Below are 19,709 nucleotides of genomic sequence, written 5' to 3' on the forward strand. Positions count from 1 at the left end.
GAGCCGGTCGCCGGGGGGTCAGGCGCGGGGTGTCAGCACCCGGTGTGGGGTGTCAGCACGCGGCGCGGGGCGTCAGGACGCGGCGTCGCGGCCGGGCCGCAGCAGCGCCAGGCCGACCCGGGCGAGCAGCAGCACCCCGGTGGCCAGGCAGCCGGCCACCGCCATCACCCAGCCGGGGCCGTCGCTCTCCGGGACCAGCACGGCGACCAGGATGCCGAGCACCACGCAGCCCGCGCCGACCAGGGACAGCAGCAACTGGTGGCGGCGCAGGGCGCAGCCGCCGAACACGGTGGACCAGCGCGTAGCGGCGCGATCACTTGGGGTGTCTGCCATGCCCTCCACGGTAACCCGGCCCCGCACACCGGGCCACGGCCTTTGGGCCCTGGTCAGGGGGCACGGCCCGGTCCCGCAAGGGTCGACGGGCCGACTCCCCCGTCCGCCGTCCGAACGGTTCCGCGCTGCCGTTCGGACGGTTCCGGTCGGCCGTTCCGGGGCGCCCGCGAAATCTCGCCGTCCGCCGTACAACCATCCCGCCACTTCGGTGGTCTCCACTACATTGAGCGATCCAGGAGCCGTCCGACGAGCGGGATTGGGAGTACCCGCCGCGGGCTAGATCACTCGGGAGCGGAGCCGCCGTTCCCGGGGTCGGAGGCCGGGCTCCGCCTGCCGACGGTACCGCCACGCCGCATGCCGGCGACCGAGGGGGGAACCGTGCCGTACGCCACCGCCACCGCCACCGCCACCGCCACCACCGCCGCCGCCGTCTGCGCCCCGCCCCAGCCTGCCGCCGTACCCGCCGTCGCTGCGCCCGCCGCCGCGCCGGACCAGCCCCAGCCTGCCGCCGTACCCGCCGTCGCCGCGCCCGCCGCCGCGCCGGACCAGCCCCGGGACCGGAGCAGCTGGCTGCGGTTCAGCCCGGCCCAGCCGTTGTTCCGGGCCAGGGCCGCGCAGCGGCTGGCCGTGCTCGCCTATCACGGCATCACCGATCCACGGTCGTTCGGCGCCCAGCTCGACCGGCTCCGACGGCTGGCCACCCCGGTGTCGGTGCAGGACGTGGAGCGTTCGCTGGCCGAGTGCCGGCCGCTGCCACCGCGCTCGGTGCTGGTGACCTTCGACGACCCGGACCGCACCGTGCTGCGGCACGCCCTGCCGGAGCTGGTGGCGCGCCGGATCCCGGCGGCCGCGTTCGTGATCGCCGAGGTGGTCGGCACCGAGCAGCCGTTCTGGTGGCACGAGGCGGCGTTCCTGGCCCGGCACGGCGGCCGGGCCCGGCTGCTGCCCCGCGGCGGGGACCCGGCGCGGGTGCTGGCGCTGCTCAAGGCGCTGCCCGACCCGGATCGCCGCCGCAGCCTGGCCGAGCTGCGGGTCTCCGCGTCCCGCCGCCCGCCGGCCCAGGAGCAGCTGCACCCGGAGGACCTGCGGGCGCTGCGCGAGGCGGACGTCACGGTGGGCAACCACACCCTCGGGCACCCGTCGCTGCGGCGCTGCGACGAGGCCACGGTGCACGCGGAGATCGCGGGCGCGCACCGGGCGCTGACCCACTGGCTGGGCGAGGCCCCGTCGGCGTTCGCTTACCCGGACGGCGGATTCGACGAGCGGGCGGACGCGGTGCTGCGCCAGCTCGGCTACCGGCTGGGCTTCCTGTCCGACCACCGCCTGGGCCCCCGGCTGCCGGCCCACCCGCTGCGGATCAGCCGTCTCCAGGTGGACTCCACCACCTCGACCCGCCGTTTCGACACCATCCTGTCGGGCCTGGAGCCGGCAGTTCAGCGCCTGCTGGGCGCCCAGGCGTAACGGTTCGCCTCGGTACCGACCGGGCCGTCACGCGCGGTCGCGCAGCAGCAGCGCGGCGAGCACGGTGCATCCGGCGAGAACCCGACCCGGCCGCGCCGCCCCGCACGTCAGCCGGACGGAGCAGATCCGGGGTCAGCTCCCGCCCGGGGCCATCTCCCACGGCTCCTGCGGCAGGGGCTCTCCCGTCTCCAGCAGCGACTTCAGGTTCGCCAGGACAGCCGGCCAGCCGTGCGAGATCGCCCGCAGCGCGGTGCGGTCGCGCAGCTTCTCGTGGGTGACGGTCAGCCGGACGATGTCCCGGCCCGGCTCGATCAGGAAGGTGACGGTGGCGGCCTGGTCGATGAACAGGTCCGGCCGGTCCTCGAAGGTGAGCACCAGCCGGGTCGGCGGCTCGGCCACCAGCACATGGCCCGTGACGTCGGCCGTACCGGAGCCGTCGGTGCGGCGGTGCTCCCAGGTGGATCCGGCCTGCCAGTCGGAGACGTTGGCGTGGCCCCAGAAGCGGGCCGTCAGCTCGGGGTCGGTAAGCGCTTTCCACACCTGCTCCGGGGTGGCCCGGATGTAGGTGGCGTACACGTAGGCCGGGATGGCACCGGTCTCGGATTCGCTGCTCATGGCGCACTCCTCCTCTGCCGGGCCATCGTGCAGACGGGTTCCGGCCTGCCGCAAACGCGGGCGGCGGGCGGGCCTCGGCCCCTGTGCGCGATGCAGGTGGCCCCCCACTGGCCGGGCCGGGGTCCGTGCCGGTCAGGGAGTAGAGTCGTTGCTCGTGAAGATCGCCCTCGTGGACTCCGGAATCGGACTGCTCGCCGCCACCGCCGCGCTGCGCCGCCTGCGGCCCGACGCGGACCTGGTCATCTCCTGCGACCCCGATGGCATGCCGTGGGGCCCCCGCACCCCCGAGGACATCACCGAGCACGCCCTCGCCTGCGCCCGCGCCGCCGTCGCCCACCGGCCCGACGCGCTGGTGGTCGCCTGCAACACCGCGACCGTGCACGCGCTCGCCCGGCTGCGCGCCGAGTTCGAGCCCGAACTGCCGGTGATCGGCACCGTCCCCGCGATCAAGCCGGCCACCGCGGCGGGCGGCGTGGTCGCCATCTGGGCCACCCCCGCCACCACCGGCAGCGCCTACCAGCGCGGCCTGATCGCCGAATTCGGCGGCGACGCCACCGAGGTCCACGAGGTGGCCTGCCCCGGCCTGGCCGAGGCCGTCGAGCACGCCGACGAGGACGCCATTGCCGCCGCGATCGCCTACGCCGCGGCCCGCACCCCCGCCTCGACCACCGACGTCGTCCTCGGCTGCACCCACTACGAGCTCGTCGACGACCGCATCGCCTCCGCGCTGGCCGCCCCCGCCCGCTTCCACGGCTCCGCCGACGCCGTCGCCGCCCAGGCGCTGCGCCGCGTCTCACCCGGTGCCCCGGGCGCCGGCACCCTCACCGTCCTGCACTCCGGCCGCCCGGCCGCGTTGCAGACCGCCGCCCTCAACTACCCGCAGGGCGAGATCCTGATCGGCGCCCGCGTCTGACCCTCCGGGCGTCGCGCACCACCGACCGATCGCGCTGCCGGCCCTGCCCCCGGCCACGACGGCGCCCGCGCCGATCGCTGCCCGGTCGGACCCTCGACCGCACCGCCCCCCTGTCGCCGACCGGCTGCCACCCGCCGATCCCCGCAACACCCCGCCGGGACACCCACCTGCCCGCGCCCCGCGGCCTCGCGGCAGCCCGTCGCAGCCCGTCGCGCCTCGGGGTCGCCCCGCCGCTGGTGGGGCAGACTGCCGGGGTGACCGTCCTGTGGTGGGTGTCGGTGGTGGCGCTGGCGGCGTGGGTGTGGCTGGCGGTGTGTCACGGCGGGTTCTGGCGGACCGATCAGCGGTTGCCGCCCGGGGGTCCGGAGCCGTCGCGGTGGCCTGACGTGGTGGCCGTGGTGCCGGCCCGCGACGAGGCCGGCGTGCTGCCGCTCTCCCTTCCGACGCTGCTGGCGCAGCAGTACCCAGGCCGGGCCCGGGTGGTCCTCGTGAATGACCACAGCACCGACGGCACGGCCGAGTTGGCGCTCGCGCTGGCGGCGGCCGGTCCGGGGCTCGCGCTGGAGGTGACCACTCCCCCACCTCTCCCCGAGGGCTGGACGGGCAAGTTGTGGGCGTTGCGGCACGGCGTCGAGCACGCGGGCCACGCCGAGTGGCTACTGCTGACGGACGCCGACATCGCGCACCGGCCCGGCTCCCTGCGGGCGCTGGTCGCGGCGGGCGAGGGGCACGGCCTGGACCTGGTGTCGCAGATGGCCCGCCTGCGGGTGGCGTCCGGCTGGGAGCGGCTGATCGTCCCGGCGTTCGTGTACTTCTTCGCGCAGCTGTACCCGTTCCGCCGCTCCAACCGCCCCGCCTCCCGCACCGCCGCCGCGGCCGGCGGCTGTTCGCTGGTGCGCCGCCGGGCGCTCGAACGGGCGGGCGGGGTGGCGGCGATCCGGGGCGCGGTGATCGACGACGTGTCGCTCGCCCGCGCGGTCAAGCGCACCGGCGGCCGCACCTGGCTGGGGCTCGCCGACCGGGTCGACTCCGTCCGCCCCTACCCCGGGCTGTCGCCGCTGTGGCGGATGGTCTCCCGCAGCGCGTACGCCCAACTCCGTTACTCCCCACTGCTGTTGCTCGGCACGGTGCTCGGCCTGACGCTGATCTACCTGGTGCCGCCGGTCGCCGCCGTGACCGGCCTGCTCGCGGGCTTCCGGTGGACGGCCGGCGCCGGGTTCGCCGCGTGGGCGGTGATGGCGGGCACGTACGCGCCGATGCTGCGCTACTACGGCCGTCCGGTGACGGAGGCCCCACTGCTGCCGTTCACCGCGCTGCTGTACCTGCTGATGACGGTCGACTCCGCCGTCCAGCACTGGCGCGGACGCGGCGCGGCCTGGAAGGGCCGGACGTACCCGCACCCGCAGCGCGCCGAGGGCAGGATGGACTGATGGAACGTCAGGAGATCGGACGCATCGCCCACCGCGACCACCCCGTGGCCGCCCCGCTGTCGGACGCGTCGGTGCACCGCCTGCTGGAACGCCAGCTGCGGCGCTGCCCGAACAGCTCGGCCCTCGACCTCGGCTGCGGCGAAGCCGCTTGGCTGGTACGGGCGTTGACCATGCACCCCAACCTGCAGGCCATCGGCGTGGACACCGACCCGGCCGCCCTCGACGACGGCCGGCGGGCCGCCGAACGCGCGGGCGTCGAGGGCCGTCTCGCCCTGCACCACGCCGACGTACGGGAGTTCGAGGCCGCCGATTCCTTCGACGCCGTCCTCTCGGTCGGCGCGACGTACGCCTTCGGCGGCCTGCTGCCGACCCTCGAAGCCGTCCGCCCGCTGCTCGCCCCGGGCGGCACCCTGCTGCTCGGCGAGTGCTACTGGGAGGACGGCCAACCTACCGACCACGCACGCGAGTTCTTCGGCGACGACCTCACCGACCTGTCCGGCGTCCTCGCCACCCTCCGCACCGCCGGCTGGTGGCCGATCGCCGGACACACCTCCACCCGCGAAGAGCTCGACACCTACGAATGGTCCTGGACCGGCTCCCTCACCGACTGGGCCCTCGACCAACCCCCGGGCCCCGACCGCGACCAGGCCCTCGCCGCCGCCACCCGCCACCGCCACCAGTGGCTGACCGAGTACCGCGACGGCTTCGGCTTCGTCACCCTCCTGCTGCGGCCGGACGTTACCGCGTGAGCAACCGCCGGGCCGTCGGCTTCACGTACTCGTAGCGGGTCATCTGCTCGAGGTCACGGAGCCAGGGGGTGCGGCCGGGGGGTTGGCGGAGGAGTTCGCGGTAGATCTCCTCGAAGGCGGTGGAGACGTGGTCGAGGGAGAACCGGCCGACCACCCAGTCGCGGCCCCAACTGCCGAGCTCGGCGCGGCGATCCGGGGAGTCGGCCAGGACGCGGATCTGGGCGGCGAGGGCCTTGGAGTCGGCGGGGCCGTCGCCGTGGCCGTACATGCAGCGGGAGGCGTGGGGTTCGACCAGGGGGCCGGGTTCGTGGATGGCGGTGTAGCCGTTCGCGCCGTGGACGATGACGGGCTTGGCGAAGGCCAGGCCGCGCAGCGCGGAGCCGCCCATGCCGAGGACGAGGTCGGCGGCCTCGTAGGCGGGGCGGGGGTCGGAGCGCTGGCCGGTGAAGACGATGGCCTCGCGGCCGAGTTCGGTGTTGAGGCGGGCGGCTTCGGCGCGCAGCGGCTCCTCGCTGGGGCCGCCGCCGACGACGGCGAGGACGAGGGACGGGTCGTCGAGCAGGCGGACGGCGGCCATGGTGCGGCGGACGCCGGCGTCCTTCTCCAGGCCGGAGACCAGGCGGGTGACGATGCACAGCAGCAACTGGCCGTCCCCGGCGCCGACTTCGGCGCGGAAGGGGGAGCCGGGGACGGATCCGGGGGCGTCGAGGACGGTGTTGACGGGGGGTTCGATGAGTCGCAGGTCGCGGTGCCCGAAGGCCCGCGCGTCGCCCATCAGTGCACCGAGGCCGAGGACCAGGGGCTGGTGGCGGGGCATGCCGCGGAGCATCCGGATGCCGTAGAAGGTGGTGACGATCGGCAGGCGCCCCTGTCGGCCGGGGCCGAAGTAGGCGTTGCGGGCGGCCCGGACCTCCCAGGCGTGGACGAGTTGGGAGCCGTGTTCGTCGGCGAGGCGGCTCAGGCGGGCGCGGATGACCGCGTGCGGGGTGTCGGGATCACCGGCGACGACGAGGTCGAGGTCGTGTTCGGCCGCGAGTTCGACGAGTGGCGCGGGGCCGTCGACTCCCTGGGCGAACAGGACGGGTTGGTGGCCGCGGTCGCGCAGGGTGCGGGCGATGTCGACGGCGTTGAGCTGGGCTCCGCCGAGGGCCAGGTTGTTGAGGTGGACCAGGACACGGACCGAACGCACGGTCACTCCTCCCACTGGTGCGGTACGAAGACCGGCGCGGCGAGCACGACCGCGCGCGGCGGGGTGTCCAGCATCGGGCCGAACACGTCGAACTGGCCGGCGGAGTGCCAGCTCATCAGGGTGCCCCCGTCGGTCTTGCCGATCGAGTAGACGCCGGTCCACAGGGTGTAGCGGCCGCGCGGCAGCGGCAGCCGGGGGATGACGCAGGCCACCCGGTGGTCGCCGCCGGCCAGCCGGATCTCGTGGCTGATCTGGAAGATCGGGCTGGAGGTGCCCTCGCTGACGCCGAGGTGCAGGGTGGCGTCGCCGCGGTAGTCGCCGCCGAGGGTGAGTTCGACGGTGACGGGCTCGTCGGTGTGCAGGTTCTCCTCGCCGTCCTCGCCGCGCACCTCGTACTTCAGCAGCTGCAGCGGCTCACCGACCCGGGCGGTGGCCTCGGACTGGGCCTCGATGGAGTCGCGGTAGCCGGCCAGCGCGTCCTTGATGCCGGCGTCCACCCGGACGGTGCCCTGTTCCAGCCAGACGCCGCGCCGGCAGATCGACTGGACGGCGGGGAGGTCGTGCGAGACGAAGACGATGGTGGTGCCCTGTTCGGCGACTTCACGCATCCGGTCCAGGCAGCGCTGCTGGAAGACGGCGTCGCCGACGGCGAGGACTTCGTCGACCAGCAGGACGTGCGGCTCCAGGTACGCGGCGACCGCGAAGCCGAGGCGCATCTGCATGCCCGACGAGTAGAACTTCACCTGCCGGTCGATGGCACCGCCGAGCCGGGCGAACTCGACGATGTCGTCGAAGCGTCCGGCGACCTCGCGGCGCTTGAGGCCGAGCAGCGCGCCGAACAGGTAGATGTTCTCCCGGCCCGTCAGGTCGGGGTGGATGCCGGCCCGGATCTCGATCAGGGCGCCGATCCGGCCGCGCACGTCGATGACGCCCGCGTACGGGTACATGACCCGGGTGAGCATCTTCAACAGGGTTGACTTTCCTGACCCGTTGGAGCCGATCAGGCCGACGGACTCGCCGGGTTCGATGTGCAGGTTGATGTCGCGCAGCGCCCAGCGCCAGTCCTCGCCACGGTCGCCGCGCAGCCGGCGGGCGGCCTGTTCGACCCGGTCGCGCAGCAGCATCCGCTGCTGGTCGGCGCGGAAGCGCTTCCAGACCTGTTCGGTGCGGATGGTGCCCAGTGGGTAGTCACGCGACATCGGCGATCCCCGTTTCCAGCTTCTTGAAGAACAGGTACCCGCCGACCAGGAACACCAGCGAACTGACCGCCGCGATCAGCGTCATCCGGGCGTCCGGTGCCTCGCCGTACAGCAGTGCCTTCCGGTAGCCCTCGATGACCGCGCCGAGCGGGTTGACGCCGACGTAGATCTCCTGCAGCCGGTGCGGGATCTTGGCCAGCGGGTAGGCGACGGGGGTGGCGAACACTCCCATCTGGGTGATGATCGGCAGCAGGTGGCGGACGTCGCGCAGGTATACCACGGCCACCGAGAGGATCAGCGCGATGCCGTAGGTGAACGCGAACTGGATCAGCAGCAGCGGCAGCGCCCACAGGAAGGTCGCGGCGGGGGCGGTCCAGAACACCAGGAACATCAGCGCGAGCACGCCGACGCCGATCACCATGTCCACCGTGGCGACCAGCATGGTGGCGAGCGGGAACACCTCGCGCGGGCAGTACACCTTGTTCAGCAGGCTGAGGTTGTTGGCCAGGCTGAGCGCGCCCTGGTTCATCGTGTTGCTAAAGAACTGCCAGACGATCAGGCCGACATAGGCGAACAGCGTGTACGGGGCGGCGCCGGTCTCGATCTTGACGGCACGGTGGAACACCAGGGTGAAGATGGCGCACAGCGCGAGCGGGGTGAGCACCGCCCAGGCGAAGCCGAGCACCGCCTGCTTGTACCGGGCCCGCAGGTCGCGTTCGGCCAGCGCGCGCACCAACTCCCTTGCCGCCCACAGCTCGTGGGCGACCTGGACGGGGCGCAGCCGGCGTTTGAAGACCAGTTCGGGCGGTGGCCCGGCCGGGATCGCGACGCCGGGAGGTGCCGGTTCGCCCTCGCGGTCGTCGATGACCTGTGCGCGCTGTCCCCCCACGGACTCCCGCCCTCTCCGGGCGCGGTGCGGCCGCGCCCGGTGTCTGTGTCGACTGTGTCGGAGCCGGGCGGACGAGACGGTCCGGGCGGCCCGGCGACCACCATGGCACACAGTGTGGGGGCGGCGGGCGGGTTCCGTGAAGATTGCGCCAGCTCAGGCCGGTTGTCGACGGGTTGTCGACGGGTTGTCGATGGTTTCGGGCCGAACTTCCCTGCTGGGCAGCGGAGTTCACCTCGATCAGTGGCCGGGGCTCCGGTCGGTCAGTGGCCGGGGTTCCGGTCGGTCAGTGGCCGGCGTTCCCGTCGGCGACCAGTTGGTCGAGCGCGGCGGGTACGTTCTCCACGCCGCCGGCCCGGGCGGGCGACGTGCGGCCGTTGCCGTCGACCACCACAGTGGGCAGTTCGTTGACCTGGTAGTCGGAGAACAGCTTGGGCGCCTGCTCCACGGCCCGGTCCACCTCGGGGGAGTGATAGGCCGAACGGAACTTGGCAGCGTCCATGCCGTGCGCGGCCGCCCACTGAGTGGCGCGCTGCTCGGTGGTCAGATCGGCGTGCTCGTCGCGGACGGCGCGGAACACGGCGGCCTGCTGGCGGTCCACCTCGCCGAGCCGGTCCAGGGTGTAGAACAGCCGTGCGTGGGCGCGCTGTTCGGCCTCGTCCGGGCTGCCCACCCAGATCGCCGGGACGCGGCGCAGCTTCACGTCCGACTGATGCCTGGCGGCCCAGTTGGTGAGCGGGGACTCCAGCCGGGCGGAGTGCGAGCAGTTGTACCAGAAGAACTCGACGGCCTCGTGAGTACGGGCGGCCTTCGGCCCGCTGGCTTGCGGCCCGCTGGCCGGGGCCTGCTGCTGCGCGGGCGCGTCCGGTCGGGCGGCCGGGGGTGCCCCGTGGTGGTTGGCCGGCCTTGGCTGCTGGGCGGCGGCGAGGTACTGACCGGGTGCCATCAGCTGCTTCCCGGTCAGGCCGTACGGTGTGGCCGGATAGGCGGACACGGCGTGGGCGGCGGCGGCCGGGGCGGCGACCAGGCCCCCGGCGACGGCGATCAGGACGGTGGTTCTCAACAGCGGCTTCACCAGGGCAGCGTGGCAGCCCACCCGGGCACGGGCCAGGCGATCCGGCGCCGGTCGGCCGAATTCGCCGGAACGGAGCAGCGCCGCTCGAACTGGCGTCGCAGAGACGAACGTTGGGGAGACGGACGCTGGGCGACGGACGCTGGAGAGACGGGCGCCGGGGAGACCGGCCGGTTCCCGGCGGGCGGGCGGCGCCCCCGCACACCCGCCCACCGGAACCCGGCTACTGGCGGCCCCGGGTCACTTGCCGAGGGCGCGCAGCTGGGCCTTGGCGTCGGCCTCGGAGGTCTGCGGGACGCCGATCTGGACCTGGTCGGAGCCCTCCTCCTTCATCGGGCAGTACCGGGCGTCCTTGACCGGCATGGGGAGGCTGAGCACGCCCTCGTTGCGGACCAGCACCAACAGCGAGCCGGTGGTGCAGGACGCGTTCGGGGCGACGGGCGGCGAGGCGAGCCAGGTGACGGCCTGGTAGATCGGCACGTTGGGGTGCAGCACGGTGCCGTTGGCCTTGTCGGTGGCGAAGGTGCCGGAGCCGAGGACGCCGCTGGCGAGCTTCTGGAACTGCGCGGTGTGGTCGGTGCGCAGATCGGGCTTGCCGTAGACGACGCACTCCGTGCCGGTGGTGTTGGTGAGCTTGATGACGCCGGTGATCCGCGGGTCGGCGCTCCGGTCGAGGGTCAGCTCCGCCTTGACGTCGCTCTCCTTCTCGGAGTTGCCGCAGATGCGGATGTCGGCGGCCGGCTTGGCGCCCGGGGCGGAGGACTTGCCGCCGGAGCCTTCGGTGGAGCCCGAGGCGGTGGCGGACGGCTGGCCGGCCGGGTTGCTCGCGGCGGAGCTGGTGGCGGGCGCCGGGTTGGCGGTGGTGTCCGGGTCACAGGCCGTCAGGGCGAGGACGGAGCAGGCCAACAGAGCGAGGGCAGCGGGCTTGTGAAGGTTCATCGGAGGCTCCTGTGGGGGCGTGGTGCGCGGTCCGCCGGTGGGCGGGCATGCGTCACCACGCGTCCGGTTGTCGGACGGTTCCTCCGGTTTCCGTCCGCTTACACCGCTGTTACACAGCGGCGCTTTCCGGCAGGGGTGAACTCCGCTCAGGGCAAGGTCGGTTCGGGTGCAGAAGGCTTCGCGTGCGTGACACTTTTTACCTCGACGCGGTCCAGCTCCACGCCCCAACCGGCCGCGGCGGGCTTGACCTCACGCAGCAGCGCGAGTCGCAGCTCCTCGCGCGCGGTGGCCAGTTCGTCGAAGGTGCGCTGCTCGGCCTCGGTGCGCAGCACCACCAGCGCGAGGTGGCAGATCGCCACGCCGTAGTTCCGCACCTCGACGATCGCCGCCACCGGATCCGCCACCCGGAAGGTCAACGCCGCCTCGACGCTCGCCCGTTGGCCGTCCTTGGTCCGCCCCTGGAACGGCACCGCCACGCAGGTGTCGGACACATCGACGCGCTGCAACTGGTCGGCGAACGGCACCAGCAGAGTCAGCCCCGGCCGCAACGTCCGCTCACGCACCTTGCCGAGCCGGAACACCACCCCGCGCTCGTTCGCCCCCACCCGCTTCACACTCAGCCGCGCCAGCAGCAGCACCACCAGCCCCGCGACGATCAGCCCCGCCATCGGATCCTCCCCCGCCCCTCGGCCTGTGCCCAGTATGGGCGGCGGGGCGCCGGTCGTCAGCGGTCGTGCGCGTTCGGCCCCGGGCCCCGAGGAACTGCGCGGCCGGGCCTGCCGGTTGACGCCGGTCGCCCTCCGAACTCCTGTCCCGCCGTCCCGGGGACCCCCTTACCGGCCGTCAGGTGTTTCGTATACAGTCCACCGTCGAAGGGGGTGGGCGGCGTGCTTCGCAGGTCGACGGTTGTCTGGCAGGCCACCGGGCTGGGTGCGGCGGTGGGCGTTGTGCCCTACGTGTTCATCGGCATGTTCTTCGGAAGGTATTTCGGGCTCCGATTCGGGCTCGCGACCGTTGCGTTCGGGCTGGTCACGGGGGCGTTGCCGGGGCTGGTGGGCGGGGTGTCGCTTGCCGCGAGCCGAAAGGGTGCGCGCACCAGGCGGTGGGCGGTGCGGGCGTCCCTGGTGGCGGGGGCTGTGTTCTTCCTGGAGAACGCGCTCGTGATGGGCCTCACCCACGGCCCCGCGTTCTTCCTCCCGGTGCTGTTCGGCACCCCGGTCGCCGTGGTGGCCGCCGCACTTGCAGCCTCGGGCATGGCGCGCAAGGTCGGCGAGTTCGCGTGGATCCGTCCCGAGGAGTACCCGCTCTACTACCGGCTCGACCGGGCCAAGGCCCACCGCAGGGCCGACGCGTAGGCCGGGTGGGCGCGGTGGGCGCCGTTCGCGAGGTCTACGCGCTGGCCCGGTGGGCGTACGGGCGGTCGGGGCAGTGCGGGCAGGCGAACAGGTGCAGGCTGCCCATGTCGCCGAGCAGCAGGTCGGCGGCGCTCTGGATCAACCGCCGTTCGTCGTACGGCAGTTCCCAGACGGTTCCGGCGGCCGGGGTGTCCTCGACCGCGAGCCAGGTGCGCCAGCTCTCGCCGTCGAACTCGGCGCTGCCTACGGACAGCAGGTGGTCCATCCGGCGCTCGCAGCTGGGGCAGTGCGGCCAGTCCGGGTCCTGGCTCCAGGTGGGGTAGCCGCCGGCCTTGGTCCCGTCAGGCACCGACAGGTGGTACTCGTACGACCAGCCGGTCTCCTCCTCGACCTGCTCGAACCGCTCCTCCAGTGCGTCGTGGAGGTGTTCCGGCAGGTCCCAGGAGGGGTACTCGGTGATGCGTTCGGGGTGCAGCACGCACGGGTCGGGCAGGTAGCTGTGGGGAGCGCCGTCGGGCCGGGGCGGGTCGGCGGGTTCGAGGTCGGCGCGTGAGCCGTCCCACCAGTACACCTGTGGCCGCGGCGCGTAGCCCTCCTCGTGGTCGAACGGGCACCACAGCACCTGGAGCACGTCCGTGCCGTCCGGGAACGGCAGTTCGGGCACGTCGGCGGCGAGCAGTTGCACCACCGGCACCAGCGGAACGGGCCCCGCACCGCGCGGCGGCGCGTACGCGGTACGCGGGTGCTCATCCGTGCAGTGCGGCCACGGCTCGGCACGCGGCCACCGCACCGGGCCGCCCAGCGAACTCTCCCACGGCCCCGGCTCCCCGCGCCTGGGATGCAGCCGCACCGCCTCTCGCCGCAGCGGCGCCACCTCGGGGAACAGCGCCTCGACATCGAGCGGACGGGACGGGCTGGTGCGGACCATCGAACGTACTCCCTCCATCGGAATCCTGCCGGTCGGCAGCGTAGCCGCGGCCGGAGACACCCGATCGTCAGGCACCGTCGGCGACTTGGCGCAGGAGGTGCTGCCAGCGGGTGGCGACGGTCGTGAGGTCGAAGTGGGTGAGGGCGTGTTCGCGGGCGGCCTGGCCGTACGGGGTGCGGTCGGTGGCGAGGAGGGTGCGGAGGGCTTCGGCGGTGGCGGACGGGTCGTTCGGGGGTGTGAGCAGGCCGGTCCGGCCGTCGCGGACGATGTCGGAGACCCAGCCGACGTCGGTGGCGACGGCCGGGAGGGCGGCGAGGGCGGCTTCGATCAGGACGCCCGGGACGCCCTCGGAGTCGCTGGTGAGCAGCAGCAGGTCGGCGGCCCGGTAGAGCGGGGCGGGGTCGGCGAGCGGGCCGAGCAGGTGGGTTCGGGGGCCGGCTTCGGCGGTGAGGCGTTCGCGGAGCGGGCCTTCGCCGGCGAGCGCGAGGTGGACGTCCTCGGGGAGTTGGGCGTGGGCGGCGAGGGCGAGGTCCGGGCGCTTCTCCGGGCTGAGGGCGCCGACCCAGGCGATCAGCGGGCCACCGGCGGGCAGCCCGAGGGCCTCGCGGGCGGCGGCCTTCTCGGCCGGGCCGGCCGGGGGCGGGAACCGGTCGGCGGGTCGGGCGTTGGGCAGCACGTGCAGCCGGTTGGCGGACAGCCGGAAGCGGGTGCGCAACAGCTCCACGGCATGCGGGGAGATCGCGGCGACGGCGGCGGCCCGGTGCAGGAACGCGCCGACTCGCAGACGGCGGGCCGGAGTTGACGTCCAGTGCCGGGGGTCGCCGATGTTGACGTAGACGAACGGGGTGCGGGCGGCCAGCAGCCCGAGCGCACACGCCTGCAGGGTGGACGACCCGTGCGCCACCACCACGTCGGCCCGGCGGGCGGCCCGCCGCAGCGCACGCAAGGTGGCCGGGTGGTGGCGGGACGGCCCCAGCACGGCGACGGGGTCGGCGGGGCCGGCGTCCGGGTGCGGGTGCAGCGCGACCAACTCGGACGCCTGGCCGCGACGCACCAGTTCGGCATGCAGATCGCGGGCGAGACGCTGCGCGCCCCGGGCGCGCGGATCGGTGATCACGTGCAGAACGCGCGGCTCGGCCATGCGCCCGACCCTACCGAGACGCCTCGGGCCGGCGGGCCGAGTTCACCCAACTGCGCGCCACCTGATGTGAGTTGGTCAGTGCGCGAGGGCCGTGCCACGGTGCGGCACGGCCCTCGTTCTGGGTGTGGGGCGCCCCGGTCCCGCCCTCGTCGTGGATCTGCACGGTGGTGGTGAGCTGTTCGGTGTGCTCTGTCACTTGTGCGCGTTGCTGAGCTGCGGTGTTGGTGAGGAATCGAACCCCTGCGCTGCTCTTCGCGCGCCAGGGCCGGATGAACCGCCGGCCGCGGTGTGTGCACGCCTCCACGACTACCTGCTTCCCACACCCGGTCTGTGGGGAGGTCAGTCCTCGATCAGGTCGATCTCCCAGTTGGTGCGCTGGATCAAGGTGTCCACCTCGCGGATCTCCTTGGCCAGCAGGTCTGCCTGGGCGCGGAGTTCGGCGACCGGGAGGGCGGACAGGATCCGGAGTTCGGACCGCAGCTGCCGGACGGCTCCGCGCTGGTCGCGGCCGGAGGCGGCGTCGGCGGCGGAGGTGAGGACCGAGTGGCGCAGGCGCAGGACGTCGCGGCGGGCGAGGGCGTCGGTGAGGGTGCCGCCGCCTTCGACGATCACGGTGGCGTTGGTGCGGTTGATCCGGCGGATCAGCAGCTCCAGTTCGTCCAGCACCTCTGCGGCCTGGGCCAGGATCTCGGCGGCGTTCTCGGCCGGCTCCTCGCCCTCCTGGTAGCGGGCGCTGCCGACGACTCGGGCCCGCAACTGCTCCACCTGCCGCACCGCAGCCGCGCGCTGTGCGAGCGCTTCAGCCAGTTTCACCGCACCATCACCTCTACGTACGAATAATCGTCCGGTAAGTATGCACACCAGCACGACGGCGCAGCTCGCGGGGGGCTCACACAGACCGGCCGTCGGCGAGCTCGCGCAGCGCCGGAAGGTTGCCGGCGAGGAACTCGTCCACCGGAGCGCCGCCGCGTGGAGGCGCGAGCACGGCACCCCGGAACAGGCCGGCCGCCTGCTCGGCCTCGCCCTGACCGGCATGCCCACCACCGCCCCGCCGGCGGCCAGCTGACCGGTTTCGCGGACGCGGGCCCGGCTGGGCTGGGATGCTGAGCGGCGGTCAGGGGGTGGCCTTGGCGAGGGGGTTGCTGCGGTGCGCGTGGTGTACGTGATCGACAGTGTGAGCCGGGTGGGTGGCGCCGAGCAGGGCCTGGCGGCGATGGCCCCGTTGCTGGTGCGGGCGGGCGTGGAGTTGCAGGTGGCGTTCCTGAAGGAGTCGCCGGGCGGGTTCCAGGCCGAGCTGCGGGCGGCGGGCGCCGAACCGGTGCCGGTGCTGCGCGGCTCGCGTCCGGCCCGACTGGCCGCGCTGCGCGCCGAGTTCCGCCGCCGCCGGCCGGACCTGGTGCACACCACGCTGTACGAGTCGGACGTGCTGGGCCGCCCGGCGGCGCTCGCGGCGCGGGTGCCGGTGGTCTCCAGCCTGGTGAACTCGGCGTACGGGCCGGAGCATCTGCGGGCCCGCGGTCTGAGCCCGTGGAAGGTGCGGGCCGCGCAGGGCGTGGACGCGCTGACCGCGCAGGGCGTGCGCCGCTTCCACGCGCTGACCGATCACGTCGCGGACGCGATGGCGGCCCGCCTGCTGGTGCCGCGCCGCCGGATCGACGTGGTGCCGCGCGGCCGCGACCCGCTGCTGCTCGGCTCGGTGACGCCGCAGCGGCGGGCGGCGGTGCGGGCGGAGTTGGGGCTGGACGAGGAGGTGCCGGTGGTGCTGGCGGCGGCCCGGCAGCAGTACCAGAAGGGCCTGGACGTACTGCTCTCCGCCTGGCCCGCGGTGCGCGCGGCACGCGCGGACGCGGTGCTGCTGCTGGCCGGCAGCCGGGGTGCCGAGACGGCCCGGCTGGAGGAGCTGGCCGCCCGGACGTCGGGGGTGCGGTTCCTGGGGCCGCGGGACGACGTGTTCGACCTGATGGCCGCGGCGGACGCGTGCGCGGTGCCCTCGCGCTGGGAGGGGCTGGGCAGCGCGGCGATGGAGGCGATGGGCGTCGGGGTGCCGCTGGTGTGCGCGGACGTCCCGGCGCTGCGCGAGACGGTCGGCTCGGAGGACTACGCGCTGCTGGTGCCCCCGCAGCGGCCCGGCGAGCTGGCGGCCGCGCTGCTGCGGACGCTGGACGGGCGCGGCGAGGCGCTGGTGCGGGCGAAGGCGGCCCGGGCGCGTTTCCTGACCAGGTTCACGCTCCAGCAGGTCTCCGCCCGGATGGTCGAGTTCTACGAACGCGCACTGACCTGACGCGGGGCGGACGGTTCGCTCCCCCACCAACCCTTCACCGAATCTGACGATTCGTCACCTCGCCTGCGGGCGTCCGGAATACGTCCACAGCTTGGCACCGGAATCGCCAAAGTGCTTGCGCCGCAGGTCCGGGCCGGGAAGCATCGTTCGCCAGGGGATGTGGTCTGGGGGGACCGTCCAACTGTGCGCGGCCGCAGCCGCATGGACCGCCCGTCGGGCGGGGGCGCGGGCGTCGGGACGAGGCGAGGGGAACCAACCGGTGGAACCGGCAAATCTGTTCACCGTTCTGCGGCGGTACTGGCGGCTGCTGGCCGGCTGTACGGTCGCCGCGCTGATCGTGGGATTCGTGCTGACGCCGACCGGTGACACGGTGGACAACGGCAAGTGGCAGTGCAAGGTGGCGATAACTCCCGTCGCGGGCGCGGCGGACACCGTCCGGGCCGACCAGGTGCTGTCGTACGCGCAGGGCTCGGCAGTGACCACGGCGGCGGCGCAGAAGCTGCACATCACGGACGTCGCGGGCCTGTCGGCGCGCCGTACGGTGGCGGCCGCGTCCACCCAGATGCTGGTGTTCACCACCACCGGCCCGACCCAGCAGTCCTGCGCGGACCTGGCGGCGGCGCTGTCGGAGGCCACCATCACCGGCTACGGCCAGGAGTCGAAGAAGAGCGCCGACGAGTCGATCAAGCGGCTGCGCGCCCAGGCCGACGCCCAGCAGCAGCAACTCGACGATCTGCAGAAGCAGTTCAGCCGTGCGAATGCGACCGATCAGGCCAAGCTTCAGCCGCAGCTGTCCACCGCGACGGCGGCGCTGACCAAGACCCTGGGCGCGATCGCCGACCTGCAGAACTACAGCCAGACCGACGCGATCCAGCAGTGGGGGTCGATCGACGCGAAGGAGCTCGGCGGCAACCTGCTGACCTCGCCGACCCGCAGCGTCCGCCTCGTCCTGGCGGTGGTGCTGGGCCTGGCGCTCGGCGTGGTGGCGGCGCTGATGCTGTCCCGGATGGACACCCGGCTGCGCACCCGCGACGGCGTCGAGGAGGCGTTCAACCTGCCGGTGATCGGCGAGATCCCCCGGCTGTCGCGGCGCCTGCGCCGGCTGCGCGAGCCGCTGGTGACGGCCCGACCGGAGGATCCGGCGACCGAGGCGTACCGCTCGCTGCGCTCCACCCTGCTGCTGACCGGCCCGCGTGAACTGTCGGTGCAGCTCGGCCAGGGCGGTCTGGACCCGGACGACCGGCGGGCCCGGCAGGCCACCGGCCCGGCGCCGGTGGTGCTGGTGATGTCGGGGCGCTCCGGGGACGGGCGGACCACCACGGTGGCCAATCTGGCGGCGACGCTCGCCGAGACCGGACGCCAAGTCCTGGTGCTGGACTGCGACTTCCGCCAGCCGGGCCTGCGCGGCCAGTTCGGGGCGGACGAGGGCCCCGGCATGGCCGAGCTGCTGTCGGGCGAGCAGCTGCCGAACCTGGTGGACCTGATCCGCCGCACCAACGTGTCGGGCGTGGCGCTGATCACCGGCGGCAACACCACCGCGTACCCGGCGGCGCTGGTGCTGCGCGCCGGGGAGGTGCTGAAGCTGGCCCGCCGGCACGCGGACGTGGTGCTGATCGACTCCTCGCCGCTGCTGCACGCCAACGACGCCTACGACCTGGTGCAGCACGCGGACACCGTGCTGGTGACGGTGATGGCGGGCAACGTCCGCCCGGAGGAGGCGGACCGGGTCTCCGAGCTGCTGGCCCGCACGGGCGTGCCGGTGGCGGGCGTGGCACTGCTGGGCGCCGAGGGCACCACAGGGCGGCGCAAGCGCACCCCGAGGCCGGGCCGGCCCGCCACGAAGGCCGCGCCCGCGGAAAAGACCGCCGGGAAGGCCACTGGGAAGGCCGCAGCGAAGACCGCCCCGCCCGTCCCCGAGCAGCAGCGCCGCGCCGAACCGCCGCCCCGGGTGGAGCCGCAGCGCCGCGCGGGCGAGCACCAGCGGCCCGCCGACCCGCGTCCGGGCGCGCCGGTGTACGGCGAGGGCCCGGACCGCCGGGACGGCGCGACGAGTTGGGGCCGCCGGCCGGCCGAACTGCCGCCGGAGGAACCGGTGGAGACCACCCTGCAGCTGCGCCTGGGCGAGGAGCGGTGACGGGGCGGCCGGCCCGGGTGCTCTGGCTGGCCAAGGGCCTGGGCCGGGGCGGCGCGGAGCAGCTGCTGGTCAACTGCGCGCGCCACGCGGACCGTTCGCGCTACGCGATCGAGGTGGCGTACGTGCTGCCGCACAAGGACGCGCTGGTGCCCGCGCTGGCGGCGGCCGGCGTCCCGGTGCACTGCCTGGGCGCGGCGCCGGCCCGGCGCTGGCCACTGCGGCTGCGGGCGCTGCTCGCGGAGCGCCGGTACGACCTGGTGCACACCCATATGCCGGTGCCGGCGGTCGCGGCCCGGCTGCTGCCGGGCCGTCGGAAGCTCGTCCACACCGAGCACAACCTGTGGGAGCGCTACCGGCTGCCGACCCGCTGGGCGAACGCGCTCACGTACGGGCGCAACGACGCGGTGATCGCCGTCTCGCACGCGGTGGCGGCGGGCATCGAGCGCCGACGCCCGGGCGACTGGCTGACGGTGGTGCACCACGGCCCGGACCTCGGCGACGCCCCGTCGGGCCCGGCCGCCCGCCGCGCGGCCCGGGCCGGACTCGGCCTGCCCGAGGACGCGTTGGTGATCGGCACGGTCGGCAACCTGACGGCGAAGAAGGACCAGGCCACACTGCTGGCCGCGTTCGCCCTGCTGCGCCGCGAGCACCCGAACTCCCGGCTGGTGCTGGTCGGTTCGGGCCCGCTGGAGGCGCAGCTGCGCGAACGGGCGGGCGAGGGCGTGCTGTTCGCGGGCTCCCGGGGGGACGTGCCGGCGCTGCTGCCGGGCTTGGACGTGTTCTGCCTGAGCTCGCGGCAGGAGGGCCTGCCGGTGGCGCTGATGGAGGCGATGACCAGCGGCCTGCCGTCGGTGGTGACCAGGGTCGGCGGCATGCCGGAGGTGCTGGACGACGGCGTCGAGGGCCGCCTGGTGCCGCCCGGCGACCCGGCCGAACTGGCCACTGCTTTAAAGGAGTTGGCGGCCGATCCCGGGCTGCGGGCGCGAATGGGCGCAGCCGCCCGGGAGCGGTCGAAGTCCTTCGACGTGGCGGGCGCGCAGCGGGCGATCGAGCGGGTCTACGCACGGGTGCTGGCCCGCTGAGT

At 74.0% G+C, this 19,709-nt stretch carries 20 protein-coding genes; 9 read left to right on the top strand and 11 right to left on the bottom strand.

Features of this window, described 5'->3' with window-relative positions:
* Window positions 1-72: 72 nt before the first annotated feature.
* Window positions 73-333: a hypothetical protein gene (locus ACFYS8_RS33395; RefSeq protein ID WP_387648490.1), complete on the bottom strand. Its 261-nt coding sequence runs from the start codon at window positions 331-333 to the stop codon at window positions 73-75.
* A 378-nt stretch (window positions 334-711) separates the two neighbouring features.
* Here ACFYS8_RS33395 and ACFYS8_RS33400 point away from each other — a divergent pair, with 378 nt between their 5' ends.
* The gene (locus ACFYS8_RS33400; protein ID WP_387648491.1) at window positions 712-1,794 is read left to right on the top strand and encodes a polysaccharide deacetylase family protein; all 1,083 of its coding nucleotides are present in this window, start codon (window positions 712-714) and stop codon (window positions 1,792-1,794) included.
* 132 nt (window positions 1,795-1,926) lie between these two features.
* Here the strand turns inward: ACFYS8_RS33400 and ACFYS8_RS33405 are convergent, their stop codons facing one another.
* Complete coding sequence (locus ACFYS8_RS33405) at window positions 1,927-2,409, bottom strand: SRPBCC family protein (RefSeq protein WP_387648494.1); 483 nt, start codon at window positions 2,407-2,409, stop codon at window positions 1,927-1,929.
* Between the two features lie 154 nt (window positions 2,410-2,563).
* Here ACFYS8_RS33405 and ACFYS8_RS33410 point away from each other — a divergent pair, with 154 nt between their 5' ends.
* The 3 genes from ACFYS8_RS33410 to ACFYS8_RS33420 all read left to right on the top strand — a co-directional run bounded on the left by ACFYS8_RS33410 (window position 2,564) and on the right by ACFYS8_RS33420 (window position 5,501).
* Complete coding sequence (locus ACFYS8_RS33410; protein ID WP_387648496.1) at window positions 2,564-3,322, top strand: glutamate racemase; 759 nt, start codon at window positions 2,564-2,566, stop codon at window positions 3,320-3,322.
* 254 nt (window positions 3,323-3,576) lie between these two features.
* Entirely contained in the window at window positions 3,577-4,752 is a 1,176-nt protein-coding gene (locus tag ACFYS8_RS33415; protein ID WP_387648499.1) for a glycosyltransferase, read from the top strand.
* Window positions 4,752-5,501, top strand: a complete 750-nt coding sequence (locus ACFYS8_RS33420) for an SAM-dependent methyltransferase (protein ID WP_387648502.1) — start codon at window positions 4,752-4,754, stop codon at window positions 5,499-5,501. The genes ACFYS8_RS33415 and ACFYS8_RS33420 overlap by 1 nt, the downstream gene beginning before the upstream one ends.
* Here the strand turns inward: ACFYS8_RS33420 and ACFYS8_RS33425 are convergent.
* The 6 genes from ACFYS8_RS33425 to ACFYS8_RS33450 all read right to left on the bottom strand — a co-directional run bounded on the left by ACFYS8_RS33425 (window position 5,491) and on the right by ACFYS8_RS33450 (window position 11,454).
* Entirely contained in the window at window positions 5,491-6,690 is a 1,200-nt protein-coding gene (locus ACFYS8_RS33425; RefSeq protein WP_387648505.1) for a glycosyltransferase family 4 protein, read from the bottom strand. The two genes, ACFYS8_RS33420 and ACFYS8_RS33425, sit on opposite strands and share 11 nt — an antisense overlap.
* A 2-nt stretch (window positions 6,691-6,692) precedes the next feature.
* Window positions 6,693-7,889 (bottom strand): polysaccharide ABC transporter ATP-binding protein, encoded by a 1,197-nt coding sequence (locus ACFYS8_RS33430; RefSeq protein WP_387648507.1) that lies wholly within the window; start codon window positions 7,887-7,889, stop codon window positions 6,693-6,695.
* Window positions 7,879-8,778: an ABC transporter permease gene (locus ACFYS8_RS33435; RefSeq protein ID WP_387648510.1), complete on the bottom strand. Its 900-nt coding sequence runs from the start codon at window positions 8,776-8,778 to the stop codon at window positions 7,879-7,881. Before ACFYS8_RS33435 ends, ACFYS8_RS33430 begins: the two co-directional genes overlap by 11 nt.
* Before the next feature lie 283 nt (window positions 8,779-9,061).
* The gene (locus ACFYS8_RS33440) at window positions 9,062-9,850 is read right to left on the bottom strand and encodes a thiol:disulfide interchange protein DsbA/DsbL (protein WP_387648512.1); all 789 of its coding nucleotides are present in this window, start codon (window positions 9,848-9,850) and stop codon (window positions 9,062-9,064) included.
* Window positions 9,851-10,087: 237 nt separating this feature from the next.
* Window positions 10,088-10,786 carry a hypothetical protein gene (locus tag ACFYS8_RS33445; RefSeq protein WP_387648515.1) on the bottom strand — a complete coding sequence of 233 codons (699 nt, stop codon included), beginning with the start codon at window positions 10,784-10,786 and terminating at the stop codon, window positions 10,088-10,090.
* Window positions 10,787-10,932: 146 nt separating this feature from the next.
* Entirely contained in the window at window positions 10,933-11,454 is a 522-nt protein-coding gene (locus ACFYS8_RS33450; protein ID WP_387648517.1) for an SPFH domain-containing protein, read from the bottom strand.
* A gap of 210 nt (window positions 11,455-11,664) precedes the next feature.
* On the opposite strand from ACFYS8_RS33450, the gene ACFYS8_RS33455 reads away from it, so the two are divergent.
* Window positions 11,665-12,141 (top strand): hypothetical protein, encoded by a 477-nt coding sequence (locus ACFYS8_RS33455; protein ID WP_387648520.1) that lies wholly within the window; start codon window positions 11,665-11,667, stop codon window positions 12,139-12,141.
* 34 nt (window positions 12,142-12,175) lie between these two features.
* Here ACFYS8_RS33455 and ACFYS8_RS33460 read toward each other — a convergent pair whose 3' ends face one another.
* The 3 genes from ACFYS8_RS33460 to ACFYS8_RS33470 form a co-directional block, all read right to left on the bottom strand.
* Window positions 12,176-13,069, bottom strand: a complete 894-nt coding sequence (locus tag ACFYS8_RS33460; RefSeq protein WP_387648522.1) for a DUF1963 domain-containing protein — start codon at window positions 13,067-13,069, stop codon at window positions 12,176-12,178.
* Window positions 13,070-13,136: 67 nt separating this feature from the next.
* The gene (locus ACFYS8_RS33465) at window positions 13,137-14,210 is read right to left on the bottom strand and encodes a glycosyltransferase (protein ID WP_387648524.1); all 1,074 of its coding nucleotides are present in this window, start codon (window positions 14,208-14,210) and stop codon (window positions 13,137-13,139) included.
* 339 nt (window positions 14,211-14,549) lie between these two features.
* Complete coding sequence (locus ACFYS8_RS33470) at window positions 14,550-15,023, bottom strand: DIP1984 family protein (protein WP_387648526.1); 474 nt, start codon at window positions 15,021-15,023, stop codon at window positions 14,550-14,552.
* A gap of 40 nt (window positions 15,024-15,063) precedes the next feature.
* Here ACFYS8_RS33470 and ACFYS8_RS33475 point away from each other — a divergent pair, with 40 nt between their 5' ends.
* The 4 genes from ACFYS8_RS33475 to ACFYS8_RS33490 all read left to right on the top strand — a co-directional run bounded on the left by ACFYS8_RS33475 (window position 15,064) and on the right by ACFYS8_RS33490 (window position 19,707).
* On the top strand, window positions 15,064-15,276 hold the full coding sequence (locus tag ACFYS8_RS33475) for a hypothetical protein (RefSeq protein ID WP_387648529.1): 213 nt from the start codon (window positions 15,064-15,066) through the stop codon (window positions 15,274-15,276).
* 81 nt (window positions 15,277-15,357) lie between these two features.
* Window positions 15,358-16,491: a glycosyltransferase family 4 protein gene (locus ACFYS8_RS33480; protein ID WP_387648532.1), complete on the top strand. Its 1,134-nt coding sequence runs from the start codon at window positions 15,358-15,360 to the stop codon at window positions 16,489-16,491.
* 259 nt (window positions 16,492-16,750) lie between these two features.
* Entirely contained in the window at window positions 16,751-18,625 is a 1,875-nt protein-coding gene (locus tag ACFYS8_RS33485) for an AAA family ATPase (RefSeq protein ID WP_387648535.1), read from the top strand.
* Window positions 18,622-19,707, top strand: a complete 1,086-nt coding sequence (locus ACFYS8_RS33490; RefSeq protein ID WP_387648538.1) for a glycosyltransferase — start codon at window positions 18,622-18,624, stop codon at window positions 19,705-19,707. The genes ACFYS8_RS33485 and ACFYS8_RS33490 overlap by 4 nt, the downstream gene beginning before the upstream one ends.
* The last annotated feature ends 2 nt before the right edge of the window (window positions 19,708-19,709 follow it).

The organism is Kitasatospora sp. NPDC004615 (genome assembly GCF_042873545.1).
GTDB lineage: Bacteria > Actinomycetota > Actinomycetes > Streptomycetales > Streptomycetaceae > Kitasatospora.